General features: G+C 70.4%; 17 protein-coding genes and 1 pseudogene. 17 read left to right on the top strand and 1 reads right to left on the bottom strand.

Translation table 11 applies throughout. The features are described 5' to 3' along the window. The 4 genes from dctP to V6M57_RS09650 all read left to right on the top strand — a co-directional run. A partial coding sequence (dctP, locus tag V6M57_RS09665) for a TRAP transporter substrate-binding protein DctP (protein WP_332814777.1) occupies positions 1 to 938 on the top strand: 938 nt, incomplete at its 5' end. A gap of 29 nt (positions 939 to 967) precedes the next feature. Next, on the top strand, positions 968 to 1,540 hold the full coding sequence (locus tag V6M57_RS09660; RefSeq protein ID WP_332814776.1) for a TRAP transporter small permease: 573 nt from the start codon (positions 968 to 970) through the stop codon (positions 1,538 to 1,540). Continuing rightward, the gene (locus tag V6M57_RS09655) at positions 1,537 to 2,820 is read left to right on the top strand and encodes a TRAP transporter large permease (RefSeq protein WP_332814775.1); all 1,284 of its coding nucleotides are present in this window, start codon (positions 1,537 to 1,539) and stop codon (positions 2,818 to 2,820) included. Before V6M57_RS09660 ends, V6M57_RS09655 begins: the two co-directional genes overlap by 4 nt. 68 nt (positions 2,821 to 2,888) lie before the next feature. Beyond that, positions 2,889 to 3,614, top strand: coding sequence for a pseudouridine synthase (locus tag V6M57_RS09650; protein ID WP_332814774.1), 726 nt, complete (start codon positions 2,889 to 2,891; stop codon positions 3,612 to 3,614). 15 nt (positions 3,615 to 3,629) lie between these two features. On the opposite strand, the gene V6M57_RS09645 is transcribed toward V6M57_RS09650, so the two are convergent. Next, positions 3,630 to 4,397: an alpha/beta fold hydrolase gene (locus tag V6M57_RS09645; protein WP_332814773.1), complete on the bottom strand. Its 768-nt coding sequence runs from the start codon at positions 4,395 to 4,397 to the stop codon at positions 3,630 to 3,632. Here V6M57_RS09645 and V6M57_RS18520 point away from each other — a divergent pair. The 13 genes and pseudogenes from V6M57_RS18520 to sufT form a co-directional block, all read left to right on the top strand. Next, positions 4,324 to 4,872, top strand: a pseudogene (locus V6M57_RS18520) (PAS domain-containing protein); the annotation flags it as partial. The gene V6M57_RS09645 and the pseudogene V6M57_RS18520 overlap by 74 nt on opposite strands. Before the next feature lie 7 nt (positions 4,873 to 4,879). Continuing rightward, positions 4,880 to 6,904 carry a sensor histidine kinase gene (locus V6M57_RS09640; protein WP_332814772.1) on the top strand — a complete coding sequence of 675 codons (2,025 nt, stop codon included), beginning with the start codon at positions 4,880 to 4,882 and terminating at the stop codon, positions 6,902 to 6,904. Between the two features lie 125 nt (positions 6,905 to 7,029). Further along, a complete protein-coding gene (locus tag V6M57_RS09635; RefSeq protein ID WP_332814771.1) occupies positions 7,030 to 7,851 on the top strand; it encodes a competence/damage-inducible protein A in 822 nt (273 codons plus the stop codon). 204 nt (positions 7,852 to 8,055) lie between these two features. After that, positions 8,056 to 9,474: a type I glutamate--ammonia ligase gene (gene glnA, locus V6M57_RS09630; protein ID WP_332814770.1), complete on the top strand. Its 1,419-nt coding sequence runs from the start codon at positions 8,056 to 8,058 to the stop codon at positions 9,472 to 9,474. Between the two features lie 192 nt (positions 9,475 to 9,666). Further along, positions 9,667 to 10,185 carry a hypothetical protein gene (locus V6M57_RS09625; protein ID WP_332814769.1) on the top strand — a complete coding sequence of 173 codons (519 nt, stop codon included), beginning with the start codon at positions 9,667 to 9,669 and terminating at the stop codon, positions 10,183 to 10,185. A 4-nt stretch (positions 10,186 to 10,189) separates the two neighbouring features. Beyond that, entirely contained in the window at positions 10,190 to 11,278 is a 1,089-nt protein-coding gene (glnL, locus tag V6M57_RS09620) for a nitrogen regulation protein NR(II) (RefSeq protein WP_442968802.1), read from the top strand. Positions 11,279 to 11,306: 28 nt separating this feature from the next. Further along, entirely contained in the window at positions 11,307 to 12,815 is a 1,509-nt protein-coding gene (gene ntrC / locus V6M57_RS09615) for a nitrogen regulation protein NR(I) (protein ID WP_332814768.1), read from the top strand. A 123-nt stretch (positions 12,816 to 12,938) separates the two neighbouring features. Continuing rightward, positions 12,939 to 14,399 carry a Fe-S cluster assembly protein SufB gene (gene sufB, locus V6M57_RS09610; RefSeq protein WP_332814767.1) on the top strand — a complete coding sequence of 487 codons (1,461 nt, stop codon included), beginning with the start codon at positions 12,939 to 12,941 and terminating at the stop codon, positions 14,397 to 14,399. 36 nt (positions 14,400 to 14,435) lie between these two features. Beyond that, positions 14,436 to 15,206, top strand: a complete 771-nt coding sequence (gene sufC / locus V6M57_RS09605) for a Fe-S cluster assembly ATPase SufC (RefSeq protein ID WP_332814766.1) — start codon at positions 14,436 to 14,438, stop codon at positions 15,204 to 15,206. Positions 15,207 to 15,209: 3 nt separating this feature from the next. Beyond that, entirely contained in the window at positions 15,210 to 16,412 is a 1,203-nt protein-coding gene (locus V6M57_RS09600; protein ID WP_332814765.1) for a SufD family Fe-S cluster assembly protein, read from the top strand. After that, entirely contained in the window at positions 16,405 to 17,646 is a 1,242-nt protein-coding gene (locus V6M57_RS09595; protein WP_332814764.1) for an aminotransferase class V-fold PLP-dependent enzyme, read from the top strand. Before V6M57_RS09600 ends, V6M57_RS09595 begins: the two co-directional genes overlap by 8 nt. After that, positions 17,643 to 18,113: a Fe-S cluster assembly sulfur transfer protein SufU gene (sufU, locus tag V6M57_RS09590; protein WP_332814763.1), complete on the top strand. Its 471-nt coding sequence runs from the start codon at positions 17,643 to 17,645 to the stop codon at positions 18,111 to 18,113. The genes V6M57_RS09595 and sufU overlap by 4 nt, the downstream gene beginning before the upstream one ends. Beyond that, the gene (sufT, locus tag V6M57_RS09585; protein WP_332814762.1) at positions 18,110 to 18,649 is read left to right on the top strand and encodes a putative Fe-S cluster assembly protein SufT; all 540 of its coding nucleotides are present in this window, start codon (positions 18,110 to 18,112) and stop codon (positions 18,647 to 18,649) included. The genes sufU and sufT overlap by 4 nt, the downstream gene beginning before the upstream one ends. Positions 18,650 to 18,668 lie beyond the last annotated feature (19 nt).

Genomic DNA, 18,668 nt, shown 5'->3' with positions numbered 1-18,668 from the left:
GCCCGGCCCTTGCCGCCGACCACACGATGCGCATCAGCCACCAGTTCCCGCCGACCCACCACACGGCGCTGAACCTGGCGCAGTTCGAGAAGGACGTCGAAGCGGCCACCCAGGGCAAGGTGGACGTGCAGATCTTCGGCGCCGCGCAGCTGTTCAAGCCCAACCAGAACCACCCCGCGGTGGCCAGCGGCAAGATCGAGGCCGCCACCATCCTGAACTTCCAGTGGGGCGGCACCATCCCCGAGATGAGCGTGACCATCATCCCCTACCTGATGACGTCGGTCGCCAAGCAGAAGGCCTTCATGGGCTCGGAGGCGGCCAAGCTGCTGGACGCCAAGATGGCCGAGCGCGGCGTGAAGAACATCGCCTGGATCGTCGACACCAACGACGGCATCTTCACCTCCGCCAAGAAGCCGCTGGTCGCCCCCGCCGACTTCGCCGGCCTGAAGATCCGCGGCCTGAACAAGCTGTTCGACGCCGGCCTGTCGGCGATGGGTGCGCAGCCTTCGGCGATGCCCGGTTCGGAGGTCTACCAGGCGCTGCAGACCGGCGTGCTGGACGCCGGCTTCACCGGCGTGAAGGCCGCCAACAGCCGCAAGTTCTACGAGGTGCAGAAGTACGGGGTGGCCTCCAACATCATCCTGGCCTTCGACAACCTGGTGGTGAACCCGGCCTGGTGGAACGGCCTGCCGGCCGACGTGCGCGGCGAGATCCAGAAGGCCGCCGACCGGGCGGTGCAGCGCTCCATCCGCCAGGAGGACGGCGTGCCGCCGGAAGACGTGAAGGTGCTCAACGAGAAGGGCATGCAGGCGGTGGCGCTGACCAAGGCGCAGGAGAAGGTGATGGCCGAGGCCATGCAGCCCGCGGTGAAGAAGGAATTCCTCTCCCAGACCGGCGCCGACGGCGAGAAGCTGCTTAAGATGATCGACAAGCTCTGAGGCGGCCGGCGCGAATGCACGATTCGGTCATGAGCAGCCCGCCGCACGCGCGGGCCGAGGGCCCGGCCCTGCGCATCCTCAGCCAGTCCGTGGCGTTCCTGTCCGCCGGCGCCATGGCGCTGTCGGCGGCGGGCACGCTGTTGTCCCTGGCCCTGATCGGCTGGGCGGTGGTCATGCGCTACTTCTTCAACGCCGCGCCGGTGTGGGTGGACGAAGTGGTCGGCTTCCTGCTCGTGGCCATCGTGCTGCTCGCCGCGGCCCAGACCTTCCGCCGTGGCGAGCACATCGGCGTCGACATCCTGGTGGAGCAGCTGCCGCCCAGGGGCCGGCGCTGGGCACTGGCCTGGGCAGCCTTCGTCTCGGGCGTGGTCGCGGTGGTGCTGATCGTCAACGGCTGGCAGACCGCCACCCTCGCGCGCACCCTGGGCCTGGTCACCGAAGGGCACCTCGAGTGGCCCACCTGGTGGCTGATGCTGCTGATGCCGGTGGGCGGTGCCTTGCTGCTGCTGACCACCGTGGAGGCGCTGTGGCGCGCCTGCACCGGCCAGGTGCTGAGCTTCAAGTCGCCGCACGCGCAGGACGTGCCCCAGGACACCCCATGACCATCGCGCTGCTGTTCGCGGGGCTGCTCCTGCTGCTGTTCACCGGCCTGCCGATCTTCGCCGGCCTGGCCGTCTTCGGCGGCGGGCTGCTGCTGGCGACCCAGGGCGAACTGGGGTCCGTCACCGAGGTCATGTTCGGCGAGATGAACCGCTACCTGCTGGTGGCGATCCCGCTGTTCGCCTTCATGGCCTACGTGATGATCCGCAGCCGCATCGTGGACGACCTGTACCAGACCGCGTACACGCTCACGCGCCACCTGCCCGGCGGCCTGGGCATCGCCACCATCCTGGCCTGCACCATCTTCGCCGCGATCTCCGGCTCCAGCGTCGCCACGGCGCTGACCATCGGCGCGGTCGCCATCCCGCAGATGATCCGCTTCGGCTACGACCCGCGCGCGGCCTACGGCCTGGTTGCCGCCGGCGGCACGCTGGGCATCCTGATCCCGCCCTCCGGCCCCATGATCCTGTACGGCGTGACCACCGACACCTCGATCGGCGGGCTGTTCATGGCCGGCATCATCCCGGGCCTGGTGATGGCCGGCGTCTTCGTCGCCTACAGCATGGTGACGACGGCGCTGAAGCACCGCCACATCCGGCGCGAGCCGCGCGCCAGCCTGGCGGAAGCGATGGCCTCGATCCGCAAGTCGCTGTGGGCGCTGTCGTTGCCGGTGTTCGTGCTGGGCGGCATGTACGCCGGCCTCTTCACGGCCACCGAGGCGGCGGCCGCCGGCGCCTGGCTGGCGCTGTTCGTCGGCGTCGTGATCTACCGCACCCTCGGGCTGCGGGAGATCTGGGACGCGGCGATCGACGCCAGCCGGATCTCGGCCATGCTGTTCATGATCCTGGCGGGCGCCTCGGTGTTCGGACACGTGCTGACCAAGCTGCGCATCCCGCAGCAGATCGTGGAAGCCGTGACCGCGGCCGACATCGGCGTGACCGGTTTCCTGGTCGTGATGATGGGGCTGGTCTTCATCCTGGGCATGTTCCTGGAGTCGATCGCGATCATCCTGATCACCACGCCCGTGATCCTGCCGGTGATGCACCACCTGGACATCAACCCGATCTGGTACGGCGTGCTGCTGGTGATCAACCTGGAGCTGGCGCAGATCACCCCGCCGGTGGGCATGAACCTGTTCACCATCAAGGCCATCACCCAGGCGCCCATGGGCGCCATCGTGCGCGGCTCGGCGCCCTACGTGCTGCTGATGATCGCGGTGATGGCGCTGGTCATGCTGTGGCCGCAGATCGCCCTGTGGCTGCCGGGCACCATGCGGGGGTGAGCGGCCCGCCGCCCGGCCCGGCGTTGCGAGAAGCGACGGAAGGGCCGGCGGTGCATACTGCGCGCCCCATGCAGTTGCAGCAGATCCTCTTCAGCCAGGGCTTCGGCACCCGGCGCGTGTGCGCCGGGCTGGTCCAGCAGGGGCTGGTCCGCGTGGGCGGCCAGCCGTGCACCGACGCCACCGCCGAATTCGTCCCGGACGGGCTGCGCTTCACGGTGCAGGGCCAGGAGTGGACCTGGCACGGGAAGGCCTACGTGCTGCTGCACAAGCCGGCCGGCTACGAATGCTCGCAGCGGCCTTCCGCCTGGCCGAGCGTCTACACACTGCTGCCGGCGCCGCTGCGCCAGCGCCCGCAGCGCCAGGGCACGCCCGGCGTGCAGGCGATCGGCCGGCTCGACCAGGACACCACCGGACTGCTGCTGCTGAGCGACGACGGCGCCTTCATCCACCGCATGAGCTCGCCCAGGCGCCACGTGCCCAAGGTCTATGAGGTCACGGCCAGGCATGCCGTCGATGACGGATTGCTGCAGCGGTTGCTGGGCGGCGTGGTGCTCGACGACGACCCGCGCCCCGTGCGCGCCGCCGCCTGCGAGCGGCTGGACAGCCACCGGCTGGCGTTGACGCTGACCGAGGGCAAGTACCACCAGGTCAAGCGCATGGTGGCGGCGGCGGGCAACCGGGTGGAGCAGCTGCACCGCTCGCGCATCGGCGGCCTCGCGCTGCCGGGCGACCTGGCTCCCGGGCAGTGGAAGTGGCTGGAGGCGGGGGACCTGGCCCGGCTGCAGGGCGGCTGAGGCCTGCAGGCCGGTTCAGTCGCGGCCGGCCAGGAAATCCGCGATCCGGCGGGTGACCGCCTCCGGCTGGTCGCGATGCGGCGAGTGGCCGCAGTCGGGCAGCACGGCCATCTCGAACGGCCCGCGCGTGGGGGCGATCTCCTCGATCTGGCGCAGCGTGCCATAGGCGTCGTCCACCCCCTGGATCGCGAGCACCGGCGCCTCGATGCGCCGGCAGTCCTCGCGGATGTCGAAGGCGCGAAAGCGCGGGTCCAGCCAGGCGTCGTTCCATTGCCAGAACGCCACGTCGACGTCGGCATGGAAGCGCGCCAGCCGCTCGCGCAGGCCGTTGCGCTCATAGGCGTCGCGGGCCTGGGCGATCGACTGTACGGAGATGTCCTCCACGATCACGTGCGGGGCCATCACGATGCAGGCCGAAAGCGGATGGCGGCTGGCGTAGAGCAGGGCGATGCTGCCGCCGTCGGAGTGGCCCAGCAGCACGGGGGCCTGCAGGCCCAGCGCCTGCAGCACCCCGGGCAGCACCTCGAAGGCCTCGCGGTGCATGTAGTCCGGCTCCAGCCGGCCGGCGCCACGCACATCGGCGATCGGGTCCGATCGCCCGTAGCCGCGGCGCGAGTACACGATGCCGGAACGCCCGGTGCCCGCGCAGACCTGCGCCGGCCAGTCGCGCCACAGGGCCACCGATCCCAGACCTTCGTGCAGGAACACGATGGGTTGCCGCCCCTGCGGGCCGGCGATGCGCAGGACCTCCAGCCCCACGCCATTGACTTCGATGCAGTCCATCGCGGCGATGTTAGCGGGACGGCGCCCACGGTTGGGTTGCGAGCTCGAGCGATGCGACCGCCCGATCGTCCTTGATCCAGCGCAAGGCGGCGCAGCTGAGGCATCGGAACATATCGGGTGCTTCGCATCGGCGCCACAGATCCCTCGCGCGAAAGGATTCGTGATGACGAGCTCGACCGTTTCAGCCTCCGTGGCATGCGATCAGCAGGCCCTTCTCGAGATGGCGCCCGACGCCATCTTCGTGGCCGACCTGGAGGGCCGCTACACGTACGTCAACGTCGCTGCCTCCCACCTCCTGGGCTGGAGCCGGGAGGAACTGCTGGCCATGTCCATCCCGGATCTGATCCGGCCGCAGGAACGGGACCGCCTGGTGCAGCTGAAGCAGGCCATGGCCAGCGGCGCCGCGAGCTGCAGCCTCTGGCAGATGCGGCGCAAGGACGGCAGCTGGACGGACGTGGAGGTGAGGGCCAACATCCTGCCCAATGGCCAGTGGCAGGGCTTCGTGCGCGACATCTCGGGCAGGCTGGTACTGGAGGCCCGAACGCCAGGCGCTGCAGGAGCAGGCCGAGATCGACCGCGCCACGCTGCTGGGGGTGATCGAACGGCTGCCGGCGGGCGTCGTCCTGGTCCAGCCAGGCGGCCACATCACCTTCAACAGCGCGGCGCAGCAACTGCTCGGCATGCCGTTGTCGGAAGGCGCCGGGGCAGCACAGTACGCACAACGGATCCTCTACCCGGACGGGCGCGCCGTGCCTTTCGAGGCGCTGCCCTCCAGTCAGGCGCTCGCGCACGGCAAGGCGACGGGGCCGGCCCAGCTGCTGATCCGGCACAACGATGGCAGCAGGGTGCCGGTCCTGTGCTGTGCGGCGCCTGTGTCGGGCGCCAGCGGGGGGATGCCGGCGGCGCTGGTCGTGTTCCAGGACATCAGCGAGACCTTGCGCCTGCAGCGCGCCGTGCGCGACAACGAGCGCCTTCTCGAGGCGGTGTTCGAGCTGATGCCCACGGGCGTGCGGCTCGCCGATGGCCAGGGGCGCATCGTCCGCACCAACCGGGCTGCGCGGGAGCTGTGGCGTGGTGCCCCGGGCGGGCCGCTGCATGGCGAGATGAAGGCCTGGTGGGTGGAGAGCGGACAGCGCATCGTGCATGCCGACTGGCCGGCCCGGCGGGCGGTGCGCGGGGAGTCCACATCCAAGGCGCTGGTGCGGATGCAGTGCTTCGACGGCTCCTTCAAGACAGTGGCCAAGTACGCGGCGCCGCTGCGCGACGAGCAGGGGCGCATCACCGGCGCGGCCGTCGTGGACGAGGATGTGACGGAGCTGTACGAGGCCCAGCAGAAGCTTCGCGCCAGCGAGCGCCTGCTGCAGACGGTGATCGACCTGCTGCCCGTCGGCGTGGCAATCACCGGCAGCAAGGGCGACATCGCGCAGACCAATCCGGCCCGCGATGCGATGTGGCAAGGCACCGGGCCTGCCGGCGCGGGCAAGTCCGGCGGCTTCGCGGGCTGGTGGGTCGACACGGGCGAGCCGGTCGCGCAAGACGAGTACGGCCTGGCGCGTGCCGTCCGATGCGGCCAGACCATGCGCTGCGGACTGATCCGGGTCCAGCGCGTCGATGGCTCGCACAAGACGCTGCAGCATTGGGCGGCGCCGATCCGCTCCGACACGGGCGAGATCACCGGCTCTGTCGCCCTCGACGAAGACGTGACCGATCTGTACCGCACGCAGGAGCAGTTGCGCAGCGCGGTGCGCGAGCGGGAACACATCCTGGCGGTGGTCGCGCATGACCTGCGCAATCCTTTGAATGTCCTCGCCTTGCGGGCGGCCGCCCTCGAGCACAAGGGACGCTCCATGCCCGGCGGCGAGGCAGTGGTCGCTGGTGCCGGGGCGATCCTTGAAGTCGCGCGCGCCATGGGCGGCCTTGTCGATGACCTGCTTGCGCTCTCGGCCATGCGTGCGGGCCAATCCACGCTTCAGGCGGTTCCGGTTCCTGCCCGGATGCTGGTGGACAAGGCGGTGGAGGCAAGCCTGCCGCTGTTCGGCCAGAGCGGGCTGGAACTGGAAGTCCAGGTTGAAGGCGAGCTGGCCATGGTGCTGGCGGACCCGGACCGCATCGGGCGCGTCTTCGCCAACCTGCTCGACAACGCGCGCAAGTTCACCGACAGGAATGGCCGCGTGGTCGTCGGTGCCCAGGCCGTGCCGAGCGGCGTGCAATTCGGCGTGACCAATACCGGCATTCCCTTGCGTGCCGAGGAAATGGACCATCTCTTCCAGCCGTTCTGGCAAGGCGGCAGCGAGGATCGCCGCGGCGCGGGCCTGGGCCTGTCGATTTGCCATTCCATCGTCGAAGCCCATGGCGGCCGGCTATGGACCGAGGCGGCGGACGGCATGCGCGTCAGGATCATGTTCCTGTTGCCCGGCTACCCCGCGGCCGGCGCGGCAGCGCCCGGGGAGTCGTCACTGGCAGCGCTCGGCATCCGGGCCGCGCGCGAGCAGGCCCGCGCGGACTGACTCCGTTCAGCCTGCGGCCCCGACCCTCCGCAAGCCGGCCGGGTCTTCAGGCTGCGCCGGAGCGGCGCGCCGGCCTGATCGGCCCGGCTGGCGGCTGCCGCGTGCGGCGTGGAACAATGCGGCCCATGAGTGCCCCGCCCTCGCCCTCGACAACCGAATTCGGCCTGGTCATCGTCGGCGACGAGATCCTCTCGGGCAAGCGGGCCGACAAGCACCTGCCCAAGGTGATCGAGCTGCTCGGCGCGCGCGGGCTGCAACTGGCCTGGGCCGACTACGTGGGCGACGTGGCGGATCGGATCACGGCCACCCTGCGGCGCGCCTTCGACTCCGGCGCGGTGGTGTTCTCCTGCGGCGGCATCGGTGCCACGCCGGACGACCGCACGCGCCAGTGCGCCGCGCGGGCGCTGGGCGTTCCCCTGCAACTGCACCCCGAAGCCGAAGCCCTGATCCGCGAGCGCATGCAGGACATCGCGCGCGAGCAGGGCGTGCCCTACGAGCCCGATCGCGACGACAACGTGCACCGCCTGAACATGGGCGTGTTCCCGCAGGGCGCCCGCATCATCCCCAACCCCTACAACAAGATCCCCGGCTTCAGCGTGGGCCACGTGCACTTCACGCCCGGCTTTCCGGTGATGGCCTGGCCCATGATCGAGTGGGTGCTGGACCGGCAGTACGCCCACCTGTTCCGCCCGGGCACCTGGCAGGAGCGATCGGTCATCGTGTTCGGCGCGATGGAAGCCGCGCTCACGCCGCTGATGGAGCAGGTCGAGCGCGACCACCCGGCCATCCGGGTGTTCAGCCTGCCCAGCGTGGACCACCCCGAGTACGGCCGCCACATCGACCTGGGCGTCAAGGGCGAACCCGCGGCGGTCGCTCCGGCCTTTGCGCACTTGCTGGATGGCTTGAAATCCCTGGGCGCCCGCCTCGGCCCCGAATTGGTGCGTTAGCATCCGCGCACCAGGACGGCGCAGCTTCGGTGCACCGATGTGGTGCGTAACTCATCCTTCGCAGGGCCCAGGGCCTGCGCGAGGGGCCGGCGCCGCTCGGGCCGGCGCGCCGCCCCCGTGCAGCCGCCATGCACCAGCTTTGGCACAGAACCTGCATTCCCTGGCCCGTCCATTCGCAACGAACCATCCAACCGGAGAACCCCGATGGCAGCCAAGAACGTCGCCGACGTGATGAAGATGGTGAAGGAGAACGAGGTCAAGTTCGTCGACTTCCGCTTCACCGACACCCGCGGCAAGGAGCAGCACGTCACCGTGCCCGTGTCCCATTTCGACGAAGACAAGTTCAGTTCGGGCCACGCCTTCGACGGCTCCTCGGTGGCCGGCTGGAAGGGCATCGAGGCCTCCGACATGCTGCTGATGCCGGACCCGGACACCGCCAACATCGACCCCTTCTTCGAGGAGACCACGCTGATCCTCTCGTGCGACGTGCTCGAGCCGGGCGACGGCAAGGCCTACGACCGCGATCCACGCTCCATCGCCAAGCGCGCCGAGGCCTACCTGAAGGCGAGCGGGCTGGGCGATACCGCCTTCTTCGGCCCCGAGCCCGAGTTCTTCATCTTCGACGACGTGCGCTGGGCGGCCGGCCCGAGCGGCTGCTTCGTCGAGGTCGACGAGTACGAGGCGCCCTGGAACACCGGCAAGAAGATCGAAGGCGGCAACAAGGGCCACCGGCCGACCACCAAGGGCGGCTACTTCCCGGTGCCGCCGATCGACAGCACGCAGGACATGCGCGCCGAGATGGCGTTGATCCTCGAGCAGATGGGAATCCCGGTGGAGGTGTTCCACCACGAGGTGGCCGGCGCCGGCCAGAACGAGATCGGCACCCGGTTCAACACGCTGGTGCGGCGCGCCGACTGGAGCCAGCTGCAGAAGTACGTGATCCAGAACGTCGCCAACGCCTACGGCAAGACGGCGACCTTCATGCCCAAGCCGATCGTCGGCGACAACGGCTCGGGCATGCACGTGCACCAGTCGGTCTGGAAGGACGGCAAGAACCTGTTCGCCGGCGACGGCTATGCCGGCCTGTCGGACTTCGCCCTGTACTACATCGGCGGCATCATCAAGCACGCCCGCGCGCTCAACGCCATCACCAACCCCGGCACCAACAGCTACAAGCGGCTGGTGCCCGGTTTCGAAGCGCCGGTGAAGCTGGCCTACAGCTCGCGCAACCGGTCGGCGTCGATCCGCATCCCGTACGTGGCCAACCCCAAGGGCCGGCGCATCGAGTGCCGCTTCCCGGACCCGCTGATGAACCCCTACCTGGGCTTCGCGGCCATGCTGATGGCGGGGCTGGACGGCGTCGAGAACAAGATCCACCCGGGCGAGGCCGCCACCAAGGACCTGTACCACCTGCCGCCGGAGGAGGACGCCAAGATCCCGACCGTGTGCCACAGCCTGGACCAGGCGCTGGACTACCTCGACAACGACCGCGCCTTCCTGACCAAGGGCGGCGTGTTCAGCGAGGCCATGATCGATGCCTACATCGAGCTGAAGATGGGCGAGGTGCAGCGCTTCCGCATGACCACGCATCCGATCGAGTTCGACATGTACTACAGCCTGTAAGTGCCAGCCCGCGGCACGAAGCCGCGCCGCGCGTGAAGCGGACGGTTGTCGTCCGCCCGTCGCCCCGAAGCACCGCCCGCGCGGTGCTTTGTCGCTTTTTGCCTTGCGAATCATGAGCTTGCCTTGCAATCCTCATCGGTTGCGCCATACTGGCAGGCCGTCCTGGGCACGCACGCCCGTGGAGCCGTCCCGATGAAGTCCGCCCTCACTGTCTCGCTTGCCGCCCTGCTGGCAGCCACCGCCGCGGAGGCGCAGGGCACGCGCATCTACCGCTGCGGCAACACCTACACCAACGACGCAGCCCAGGCGCAGGCGCAGGGCTGCAAGCTGGTCGAGGGAGGCAACGTGACGGTGGTGGAGGGCACCAGGGTCAACTCGCAGGCCACGGTTCGCGTGGCCGCGGTGCCTTCCGCCGCGCCGGCCGCCCAGCCCGGCCAGAAGGTGGATTCGGCCGAGCAGAAGGCCCGCGACGCCGATGCCCGGCTGATCCTGGAAGCCGAGCTCAGGAAGGCCGAATCGCGCCAGGCCGAGCTGGCCCGGGAATGGAACAACGGCGAGCCCGAGAAGATGGGCCCCGAGCACCGCAACCACCAGAAGTACCTGGACCGGGTGGCGGAGCTGAAGGCCGCCATGGCGCGCAACGACAGCGACATCGCCGGCATCCGGCGCGAACTCGCCCGGCTGGGCGGCGCGGCCACCGCGTCCAAGTGACGCCTTGACGGCGCCCCGCTCCCCCAGGTCCCCCGCCTCGCGCCAGGCCCGCTTCCAGGCCTTCGACCTGCTCGCCACCCTGGTGGCGGTCGTCGCTCCGGACGGCACCGCGCTGTTCGCCAATGCGGCGCTGGAGGACGCGCTGGGCATCTCTCGCCGCAGCATCCAGGGTTCGCCCTTCCCGGACTGCTTCACCGAGCCGCAGCTGCTGCGCACCGCGCTGGCGGGCGCCGGCAGCAACGAATTCGCGACCCTGCGCTACGACGCCGGCCTGCTGCGGCACGGCATCGACCCGCTCCCGGTGCACGTGGTGGTGGCGCAGACCGACCGGCGCGGCGAAGTGGTGGTCGAACTGCTGCCGCTGGAGCAGCAGGCCCGCCAGGAGCGCGAGCAGCGCCTGCTGGACCAGTCGCAGGCCAACAAGGAACTGGTGCGCAACCTGGCGCACGAGATCCGCAATCCGCTGGGCGGCATCCGCGGCGCGGCCCAGCTGCTGGAGCTGGAGGTCCGGGGCCGGGAACTGAAGGAGTACACCCGCGTCATCGTCCGGGAGGCCGACCGGCTGCAGGCGCTCGTCGACCGCCTGCTGCAGCCGCACCGGCGCCAGCCGCAGGTCGGCGACGTCAACATCCACGAGGTCTGCGAGCGGGTGCGATCGCTGGTGCTGGCCGAATTCCCCAGGGGCCTGGCGGTGGTGCGCGACTACGACGCCTCGCTGCCGGAGTTCCGCGGCGACCGCGAGCAACTGATCCAGGCCGTGCTGAACATCGCCCACAACGCCTGCCAGGCGCTGGCCGGGCGGATCGCGGCCGGCGACGCGCAGATCGTGCTGCGCACGCGGGTGGCCCGCCAGGTCACGTTCGGCCGGCAGCGGTACCGGCTGGCACTGGAATTGCATGTGATCGACAACGGGCCGGGCGTGCCCCCGTCGCTCAGGGACCGCATCTTCTACCCGCTGGTGTCGGGGCGGGAAGGCGGCTCGGGATTGGGGCTGACACTGGCGCAAACGATCGTGCAGCAGCACCATGGCTCGATCGAATGCGACAGCGCCCCGGGCAGGACCGACTTCAAGATCCTGATTCCGCTGCCCTGAGACCGCCACCCGGAGGTGACTGCGACACATGAAGCCGATCTGGATCGTTGACGATGACCCCTCCATCCGCTTCGTGCTGGAGAAGGCCCTGCTGCGCGAGGAACTGCCCACGCGCAGCTTCACGCATGCCGGCGAGGTGCTGCAGGCGCTGGAGGGCGCCGGCGAGCCCGGTCCGCAGATCCTGATCAGCGACATCCGCATGCCGGGCGGCAGCGGGCTGGAACTGCTGAACAAGGTCAGGGAGAAGCGCCCCGGCCTGCCGGTGATCGTGATGACCGCGTTCTCCGACCTGGACAGCGCAGTGGCCGCCTTCCAGGGGGGCGCCTTCGAGTACCTGCCCAAGCCCTTCGACGTGCCGCATGCGGTCGAACTGATCCGGCGCGCGGTGCAGGAGAGCCAGCGCGAGCAGGTCGCGCAGGAGCGCATGGAGCAGGCGCCCGAGATGCTCGGGCAGGCGCCCGCCATGCAGGACGTGTTCCGCGCCATCGGGCGGCTGTCGCAAAGCAACGTGACGGTGCTGGTCACCGGCGAGTCCGGCACCGGCAAGGAACTGGTGGCACGCGCGCTGCACCGGCACTCACCGCGCGCCGAGGGCCCCTTCGTGGCGATCAACACCGCCGCCATCCCCAAGGACCTGCTGGAAAGCGAGCTGTTCGGCCACGAGCGCGGGGCCTTCACCGGCGCCCAGGCGCTGCGCCGCGGGCGCTTCGAACAGGCCGACGGCGGCACGCTGTTCCTCGACGAGATCGGCGACATGCCCTTCGACCTGCAGACGCGCCTGCTGCGCGTGCTGTCCGACGGGCACTTCTACCGCGTCGGCGGGCACAGCCCGGTGAAGGCCAACGTGCGGGTGATCGCCGCCACCCACCAGGACCTGGAGCAGCGGGTCCGGGAGGGCGCCTTCCGCGAGGACCTGTTCCACCGCCTGAACGTGATCCGCCTGCGCCTGCCGGCCCTGCGCGAGCGGCGCGACGACATCCCCATGCTGGCGCGGCATTTCCTGCAGCAGTCGGCGCAGCAGCTCGGGGTGGAGCCCAAGCGCATCTCGGATGCCGCCCTGGCGCGGCTGTCGTCGTTCGCCTTTCCCGGCAACGTGCGGCAGATGGAGAACATCTGCCACTGGCTGACCGTGATGGCGCCGGCCCAGCTCATCGAGCCCAAGGACCTCCCCCCCGAGGTGGTGGGGCCTGCGGCGGAAGCGGGCGCGGCGGCAGAGCCACCGTCCGCGCCGGCCCGGACCGGCGCGGGGCCGGATCAGCTTTCGGCGGCCGTGCCCGTGCCGTCGGCGGAATCGGAGGGCGGGCCCGCTTCGTCGCCGCAGCCCTGGGAAGGCGCGCTGGAGGCGCAAGCGCGCGAACTGCTGGCGGCCGGCCAGCCGGGCGTCTGGGAGGCGCTGACGCGGCGGTTCGAATCGCGGCTGATCCTCACCGCGCTGGCGCTCACGCGCGGCCGCCGCATCGAAGCGGCGCACAAGCTCGGCATCGGGCGCAACACCATCACCCGCAAGATCCAGGAACTCGGCCTGGACGACAATTGACCCACATCTCCCTGCCCGTTTCGTGAGGCAGGGCCGGGATGGGCTGTGGGGGCGACTCCATCTCCCCATGCCTGGTAGGGCCGCAGCCTGCAGTGGCAATAAGATGCACCGATAATGCATGTTATGGATACGACCCCTGCTGAGCAACCCGATGCACTGGCGCAGGCGCTGGCCCAGCCCTACCGGCATGGCTTCGTCACCGAGATCGAATCCGACTCCCTGCCGCCCGGCCTGGACGAGGACGTGGTGCGCGAGATCTCGCGCCGCAAGCGCGAACCCGAGTTCCTGCTGCGCTGGCGGCTGGCCGCGTTCGAGCGCTGGCGCAAGATGGAGGTGCCCGACTGGGCCTACCTGCGCATGGAGCCGGTCGACTTCCAGGCCCTGTCCTACTACTCCGCGCCCAAGTCGCTGAAGGACGGCCCCAAGAGCCTGGACGAAGTCGACCCGAAGCTGCTGGAAACCTACGAGAAGCTGAACGTGCCGCTGCACGAGCGCGCCCGGCTGGCCGGCGTGGCGGTGGACGCGGTGTTCGACAGCGTCTCGGTGGGCACCACCTTCCGCGAGAAGCTGGCCGAAGTCGGGGTGATCTTCAGTTCGTTCTCGCATGCCGTGGAGAACCACCCCGAGCTGGTCGAGCGTTACCTCGGCACCGTGGTGCCGCAGGGCGACAACTTCTACGCGGCGCTCAATTCGGCGGTGTTCTCCGACGGCTCGTTCGTCTATGTACCGGCCGGCGTGCGCTGCCCGATGGAGCTGTCGTCCTACTTCCGCATCAACGCCCGCAATACCGGCCAGTTCGAGCGCACGCTGATCATCGCCGAAGCGGGCAGCGAAGTGAGCTACCTGGAAGGCTGCACCGCGCCGCAGCGCGACGAGAACCAGTTGCATGCGGCGGTGGTGGAGCTGGTTGCGCACGACGACGCCCGCATCAAGTATTCGACGGTGCAGAACTGGTATCCGGGCGACGAGCGCGGCCGCGGCGGCATCTACAACTTCGTGACCAAGCGCGGGCTGGCGGCCGGCAAGCGCTCGCGCATCTCGTGGACCCAGGTCGAGACCGGCTCGGCCATCACCTGGAAATACCCCAGCGTGGTGCTGCGCGGCGAGGGCTCCAGCGGCGAGTTCCACTCGATCGCCGTGTCCAACCACTTCCAGCAGGCCGACACCGGCACCAAGATGATCCACCTGGGGCCCAACACCACCAGCCGGATCGTCTCCAAGGGCATCAGCGCCGGCCACGCGCACAACAGCTACCGCGGCCTGGTGCGCATGGGGCCCACGGCGGTGGGCGCGCGCAACCACACGCAGTGCGACTCGCTGCTGATCGGCTCCCAGTGCGGGGCACATACCTTCCCCTATGTCGAGGCCGCGCGCGACGACGCCGTGGTCGAGCACGAAGCCACCACCACCCGCATCTCCGAGGAGCGCCTGTTCTACTGCCAGCAGCGCGGCCTGGACGCGCAGGAAGCCACCGCCCTCATCGTCGGCGGCTTCTGCCAGTCGGTGCTGGAGGAACTGCCGATGGAGTTCGCGCTGGAGGCGCGCTCGCTGCTCGCCGTGTCGCTCGAAGGCGCCGTCGGTTAATTGAGGTCAGATACGAATTTCCGGGAAGACAATCGAATGAACACGAACCAACCCGTGCTGCAGGTCCAGGAGTTGCGCGTCGCGATCGGCGAACGCGAAGTGCTGCGCGGCGCGTCGCTGGCGATCCAGCCCGGCTCGGTGGCGGTCCTGATGGGCGCCAACGGCAGCGGCAAGAGCACGCTCGGCCTGGCACTGGCCGGCCATCCGCGCTACCAGGTCCAGGGTGGCAGCGCCTCCTTCGCCGGCTCGGACCTGCTGGCCCTGAACGTCGAGCAGCGCGCGCGGGCCGGCCTGTTCCTGTCGTTCCAGGCGCCGCCCGAAATCCCGGGCGTGAAGAACAACCTGTTCATCCGCACCGCGATGAATGCCGTGCGCGAGTCGCGCGGCGAGGCGCCGCTGGATGCCTTCGACTTCCTCGGCCAGGCGCGCGGCTCGGCCAAGCGGGTCGGATTGCCCGAATCCATGCTGGGCCGGCCGGTGAACGACGGCTTCTCCGGCGGCGAGCGCAAGCGCAACGAGCTGCTGCAACTCGCGCTGCTCAAGCCCAAGCTGGCGATCCTGGACGAGATCGACTCGGGCATGGACGTCGACGGCGTGCGCGCCGTGGTCGAACTGATCGCTTCGCTGCGCCAGCAGGGCACCGCCTTCCTGATCGTGTCGCACTACCTGCAGATGATCGAATCCCTGCAGCCCGACTCGGTGCTGCGGCTGGCCGACGGGCGCATCGCCCAGACCGGCGGGCTGGAACTGGCGCGCGAGATCGCGCGCACCGGCTACGCCCGCCAGCCGGCTCCGGTGGAGGCCTGAGCCATGGCCAACGGCGCTCCCACCGACGCGCTGGCCGCGCGCAGGCACCTCGAATCGCACGGCTGGATCCCGAAGAAGGCCGAGGCCTTCCGGCATCTTGCGCCGCCGCCCGCCGGGGTCTGGCTGGGCGGCGAGGCGCAGCCGGTCGCGGCCGCGCTCGAGGACGGCTGGACCCTGCAGGCGCTGGCCGGCACGACGGCCGGTGCCGTGGAGGCGCGCTGGTTCGATGCCGCCGACGCGGCCCAGCGTGCGGAGCTGTTCGCATCGCTGCCCGCGCCGGGCGACGACGAAGCCGCCCCCTTTGCGTGGGCCCACCGCGCGCTGGTGCGCGCGGGCCTGCGCCTGCGCATCGCCGCCGGCGAGAGTTTCCTGCGGCTCGACCGGGCGCCGACCGCCGCCGTCGAAGCGCCGCTGCTGCTGATCGAGCTGGCGCCCGGTGCCTCCTGCGTGCTGATGGAATCGCATGCCGCGCCCACCGCCGGCGCACTGGTGCAGAACCTGCAGGTGCACGTGCAGCTGGCGCGCAGCGCCCGGCTGCAGCACCTGCGCCACGTGCCCGCCGGCCGGTCCGACCGCATCGCCCACCACCTGCACGCGCGCCTGGCCGAGGACGCACAGTACGCCCAGGCACTGCTGGCCACCGGCAGCGACTACCACCTGCAGCGCAACAAGGTGGTCCTGCAGGGCGCCCGGGCCGCCGCACGCATCGACGGCGTGCTGCTGGTTGCCGGCAACACGCTGGAGCAGCAGATCATCTCGCGCCATGCCGCGCCCCAGACCCGCAGCGGCGCCGAAGTGCTGGCGCTGGCCAGCGGCGCCGCGCGCGTGATCGGCAACGCGCTGACCCACATGGCACCCGGCTGCGACGAAGCCGAGGCCCGGCAGAAGCTGGCCGGCATCCCCACCGCCGGACAGCCGCGCATCGTGCTGCGCCCGCACCTCGAGATCCACCACGACCAGGTGCAGGCCTCGCACGGCGCCACCTGGGGCGCGCTGCCGGAGGAAGCCCTGTTCTTCGCCCGCCAGCGCGGCCTGGACGAGGGCGCCGCCAAGGCGCTGATCCTGGAAGGGCTGGCCCGCGCGGCACTGGCACGCGGCGTCGACGAGGCGGGGCTGCCCGAGGCCTTGCGCCTGGACGCCGCGTTGACGGAAGCGGTGGCGCGCCACCTCGCCGCATCGCAAGCGAAGGAGACCGCCCATGGGTGACCGGTTGCTCGAAGGCGCGCACGCCGGGCAGTTCCCCGGACTGGCGCAACGCATCAACGGCGCGCCGCTGGCGTACCTGGACAACGCCGCGACCACCCACATGCCGCAGGCGGTGATCGACGCGATGCAGGCGTTCGAGACCGGCAGCCGCGCCAACATCCACCGCGGCGTGCACACGCTCAGCCAGCGCTCGACGGAAGCCTTCGACCGGGCGCGCGATACCCTCAAGCGCTTCATCGGCGCGGGCCCGTCGCACGAGCTGGTGTTCACTTCCGGCACCACCGAGGCGCTGAACCTGGTGGCCCACGGCCTGTCCGACACCGGGCTGGGCCGCGCCGTGCTGCAGCCGGGCGACGAGATCGTGGCCAGCGCGCTGGAGCACCACGCCAACCTGGTGCCCTGGCAGGCTGCCGCGCGCCGCAGCGGCGCGAAGCTGCACGTGCTGCGGCCGGACGCGCAAGGCCGGCTGCATGTCGATGACCTGGCCCGGCTGCTGGGTCCGCGCACCCGCGTCTTCGCCATCACCGCCTGTGCCAATGCCACCGGCGAGCGTCCGCCGTTCGAGGTGCTGCTGTCGATGGCGGCCGAGGCGGGCGCGCTGACGGTGCTGGATGCCGCGCAGGCGGTGGCGCACGAGGTGCCGCGCCTGGCGGGCCTGGCCTGCGACTTCATGGCCTTCTCCGGCCACAAGATGTACGGGCCCATGGGCACGGGCGCGCTGGCCGGCCGGCGCGCGGCGCTGGAGCGGCTGGCACCGCTGCGCCTGGGCGGCGACATGGTCGAGTGGGTCAACGAGCAGGACGCGACGTTTGCCGAATTGCCGGCGCGGCTGGAAGGCGGCACGCCCAACGTGGGCGGCGCGGTCGGAATGGCGGCCGCCGCCGACTGGATCGATTCGATCGGCCGCGAGGCGATCGACGCCCATGTGCGCGCGCTGCGCGCCCATGCCGTGTCCCTGCTGTCCGCGCTGAAGGGCCTGCGCGTGCTGTCGCCCGGCGCCGATCGCTCGGCCATCGCGTCCTTCGTCGCCGACGACGCGCACCCGCACGACCTGGGCACGCTGCTGGACCGGCGCGGCATCGCCGTGCGCACCGGCCACCACTGCGCCCAGCCCCTGCTGGAGTGCCTGGGCATAGGCCCGACCACGCGCGCGTCCTTCGCCGTCTACAACACGCACGAGGAAGTCGAGCGCCTGGCCGAAGCCGTCGCCCATGCGCTGGAGGTGCTGCGGTGAGCGAGCCCATCGACGACCTCTACCAGGACCTGGTGCTGGAGCACAAGCGCGCGCCGCGCCACTTCGGCAAGCTGGCCGAGCCCACGCACGAGGCGCGCGGGCGCAACCCGACCTGCGGCGACGACATCCAGGTGCAGCTGCAGATGGAGGGCGACGCGGTGAAGGACATCCGCTTCACCGGCCAGGGCTGCGCCATCTGCATCGCCTCGACTTCGATGATGACCGAGGCCGTCCATGGCCGCGACCGGCAGGTGGCCGAAGACCTGCAGCGGCGCTTCCGGGCCGTGCTGACCGGCGAGGCCGACGCGGAGGAGACGTCGCTCGGCAAGCTGGTCAGCCTGGCCGGCGTGCGCCAGTACCCCAGCCGCATCAAGTGCGCGCTGCTCGGCTGGCATGCGCTGATGCATGCGCTGCAGCAGCCCGCCGGCGAGACCACGGTCGCCACGCTGGAGGAGCCCGCGCCATGAGAGCCCCGCGCGAAACCGTGATATTCCGCCGTCCGGTGATGGTGGAGCTGGTGCCCTACGGCAACCCGATCGAGCTGGACGCCGGCATGATGGGCCAGATCACCCAGTCGCTGGGGGGCAACTTCACGCTGGTGGTCGACGGCCAGATGGTGCGCCTGAAGGGCAGCGATGCCGATGCGATCGGCAAGGAGCCGCCGGCGGCGGAGCAGGCCGAGGATGACGACACCGACCTGGAAACGCGCATCTGGCGCACGCTCGGGACCTGCTACGACCCCGAGATTCCGGTCGACATCGTCGAACTGGGCCTGGTCTATTCCTGCGAGCTGACGCCCATGGACGACGGTCGCAGCCAGGTGGACATCCAGATGACGCTCACGGCGCCGGGCTGCGGCATGGGCGAGGCGCTGGCCAACGAAGTGGCCGACAAGGTGCTGGCGCTCAAGGGCGTGGGCGAGGTCAAGGTCGACATGGTGTTCGACCCGCCCTGGGACCGCTCCCGCATGTCCGAAGCCGCCCAGCTGGCGCTCGGCATGTGAGCGCGCCCCCCGTTTCCCC

It is taken from the genome of Ramlibacter sp. (genome assembly GCF_036676645.1).
In the GTDB taxonomy this organism is placed as follows: Bacteria; Pseudomonadota; Gammaproteobacteria; order Burkholderiales; family Burkholderiaceae_C; genus Ramlibacter.
This window is presented reverse-complemented; position numbering and strand designations above follow the sequence as displayed.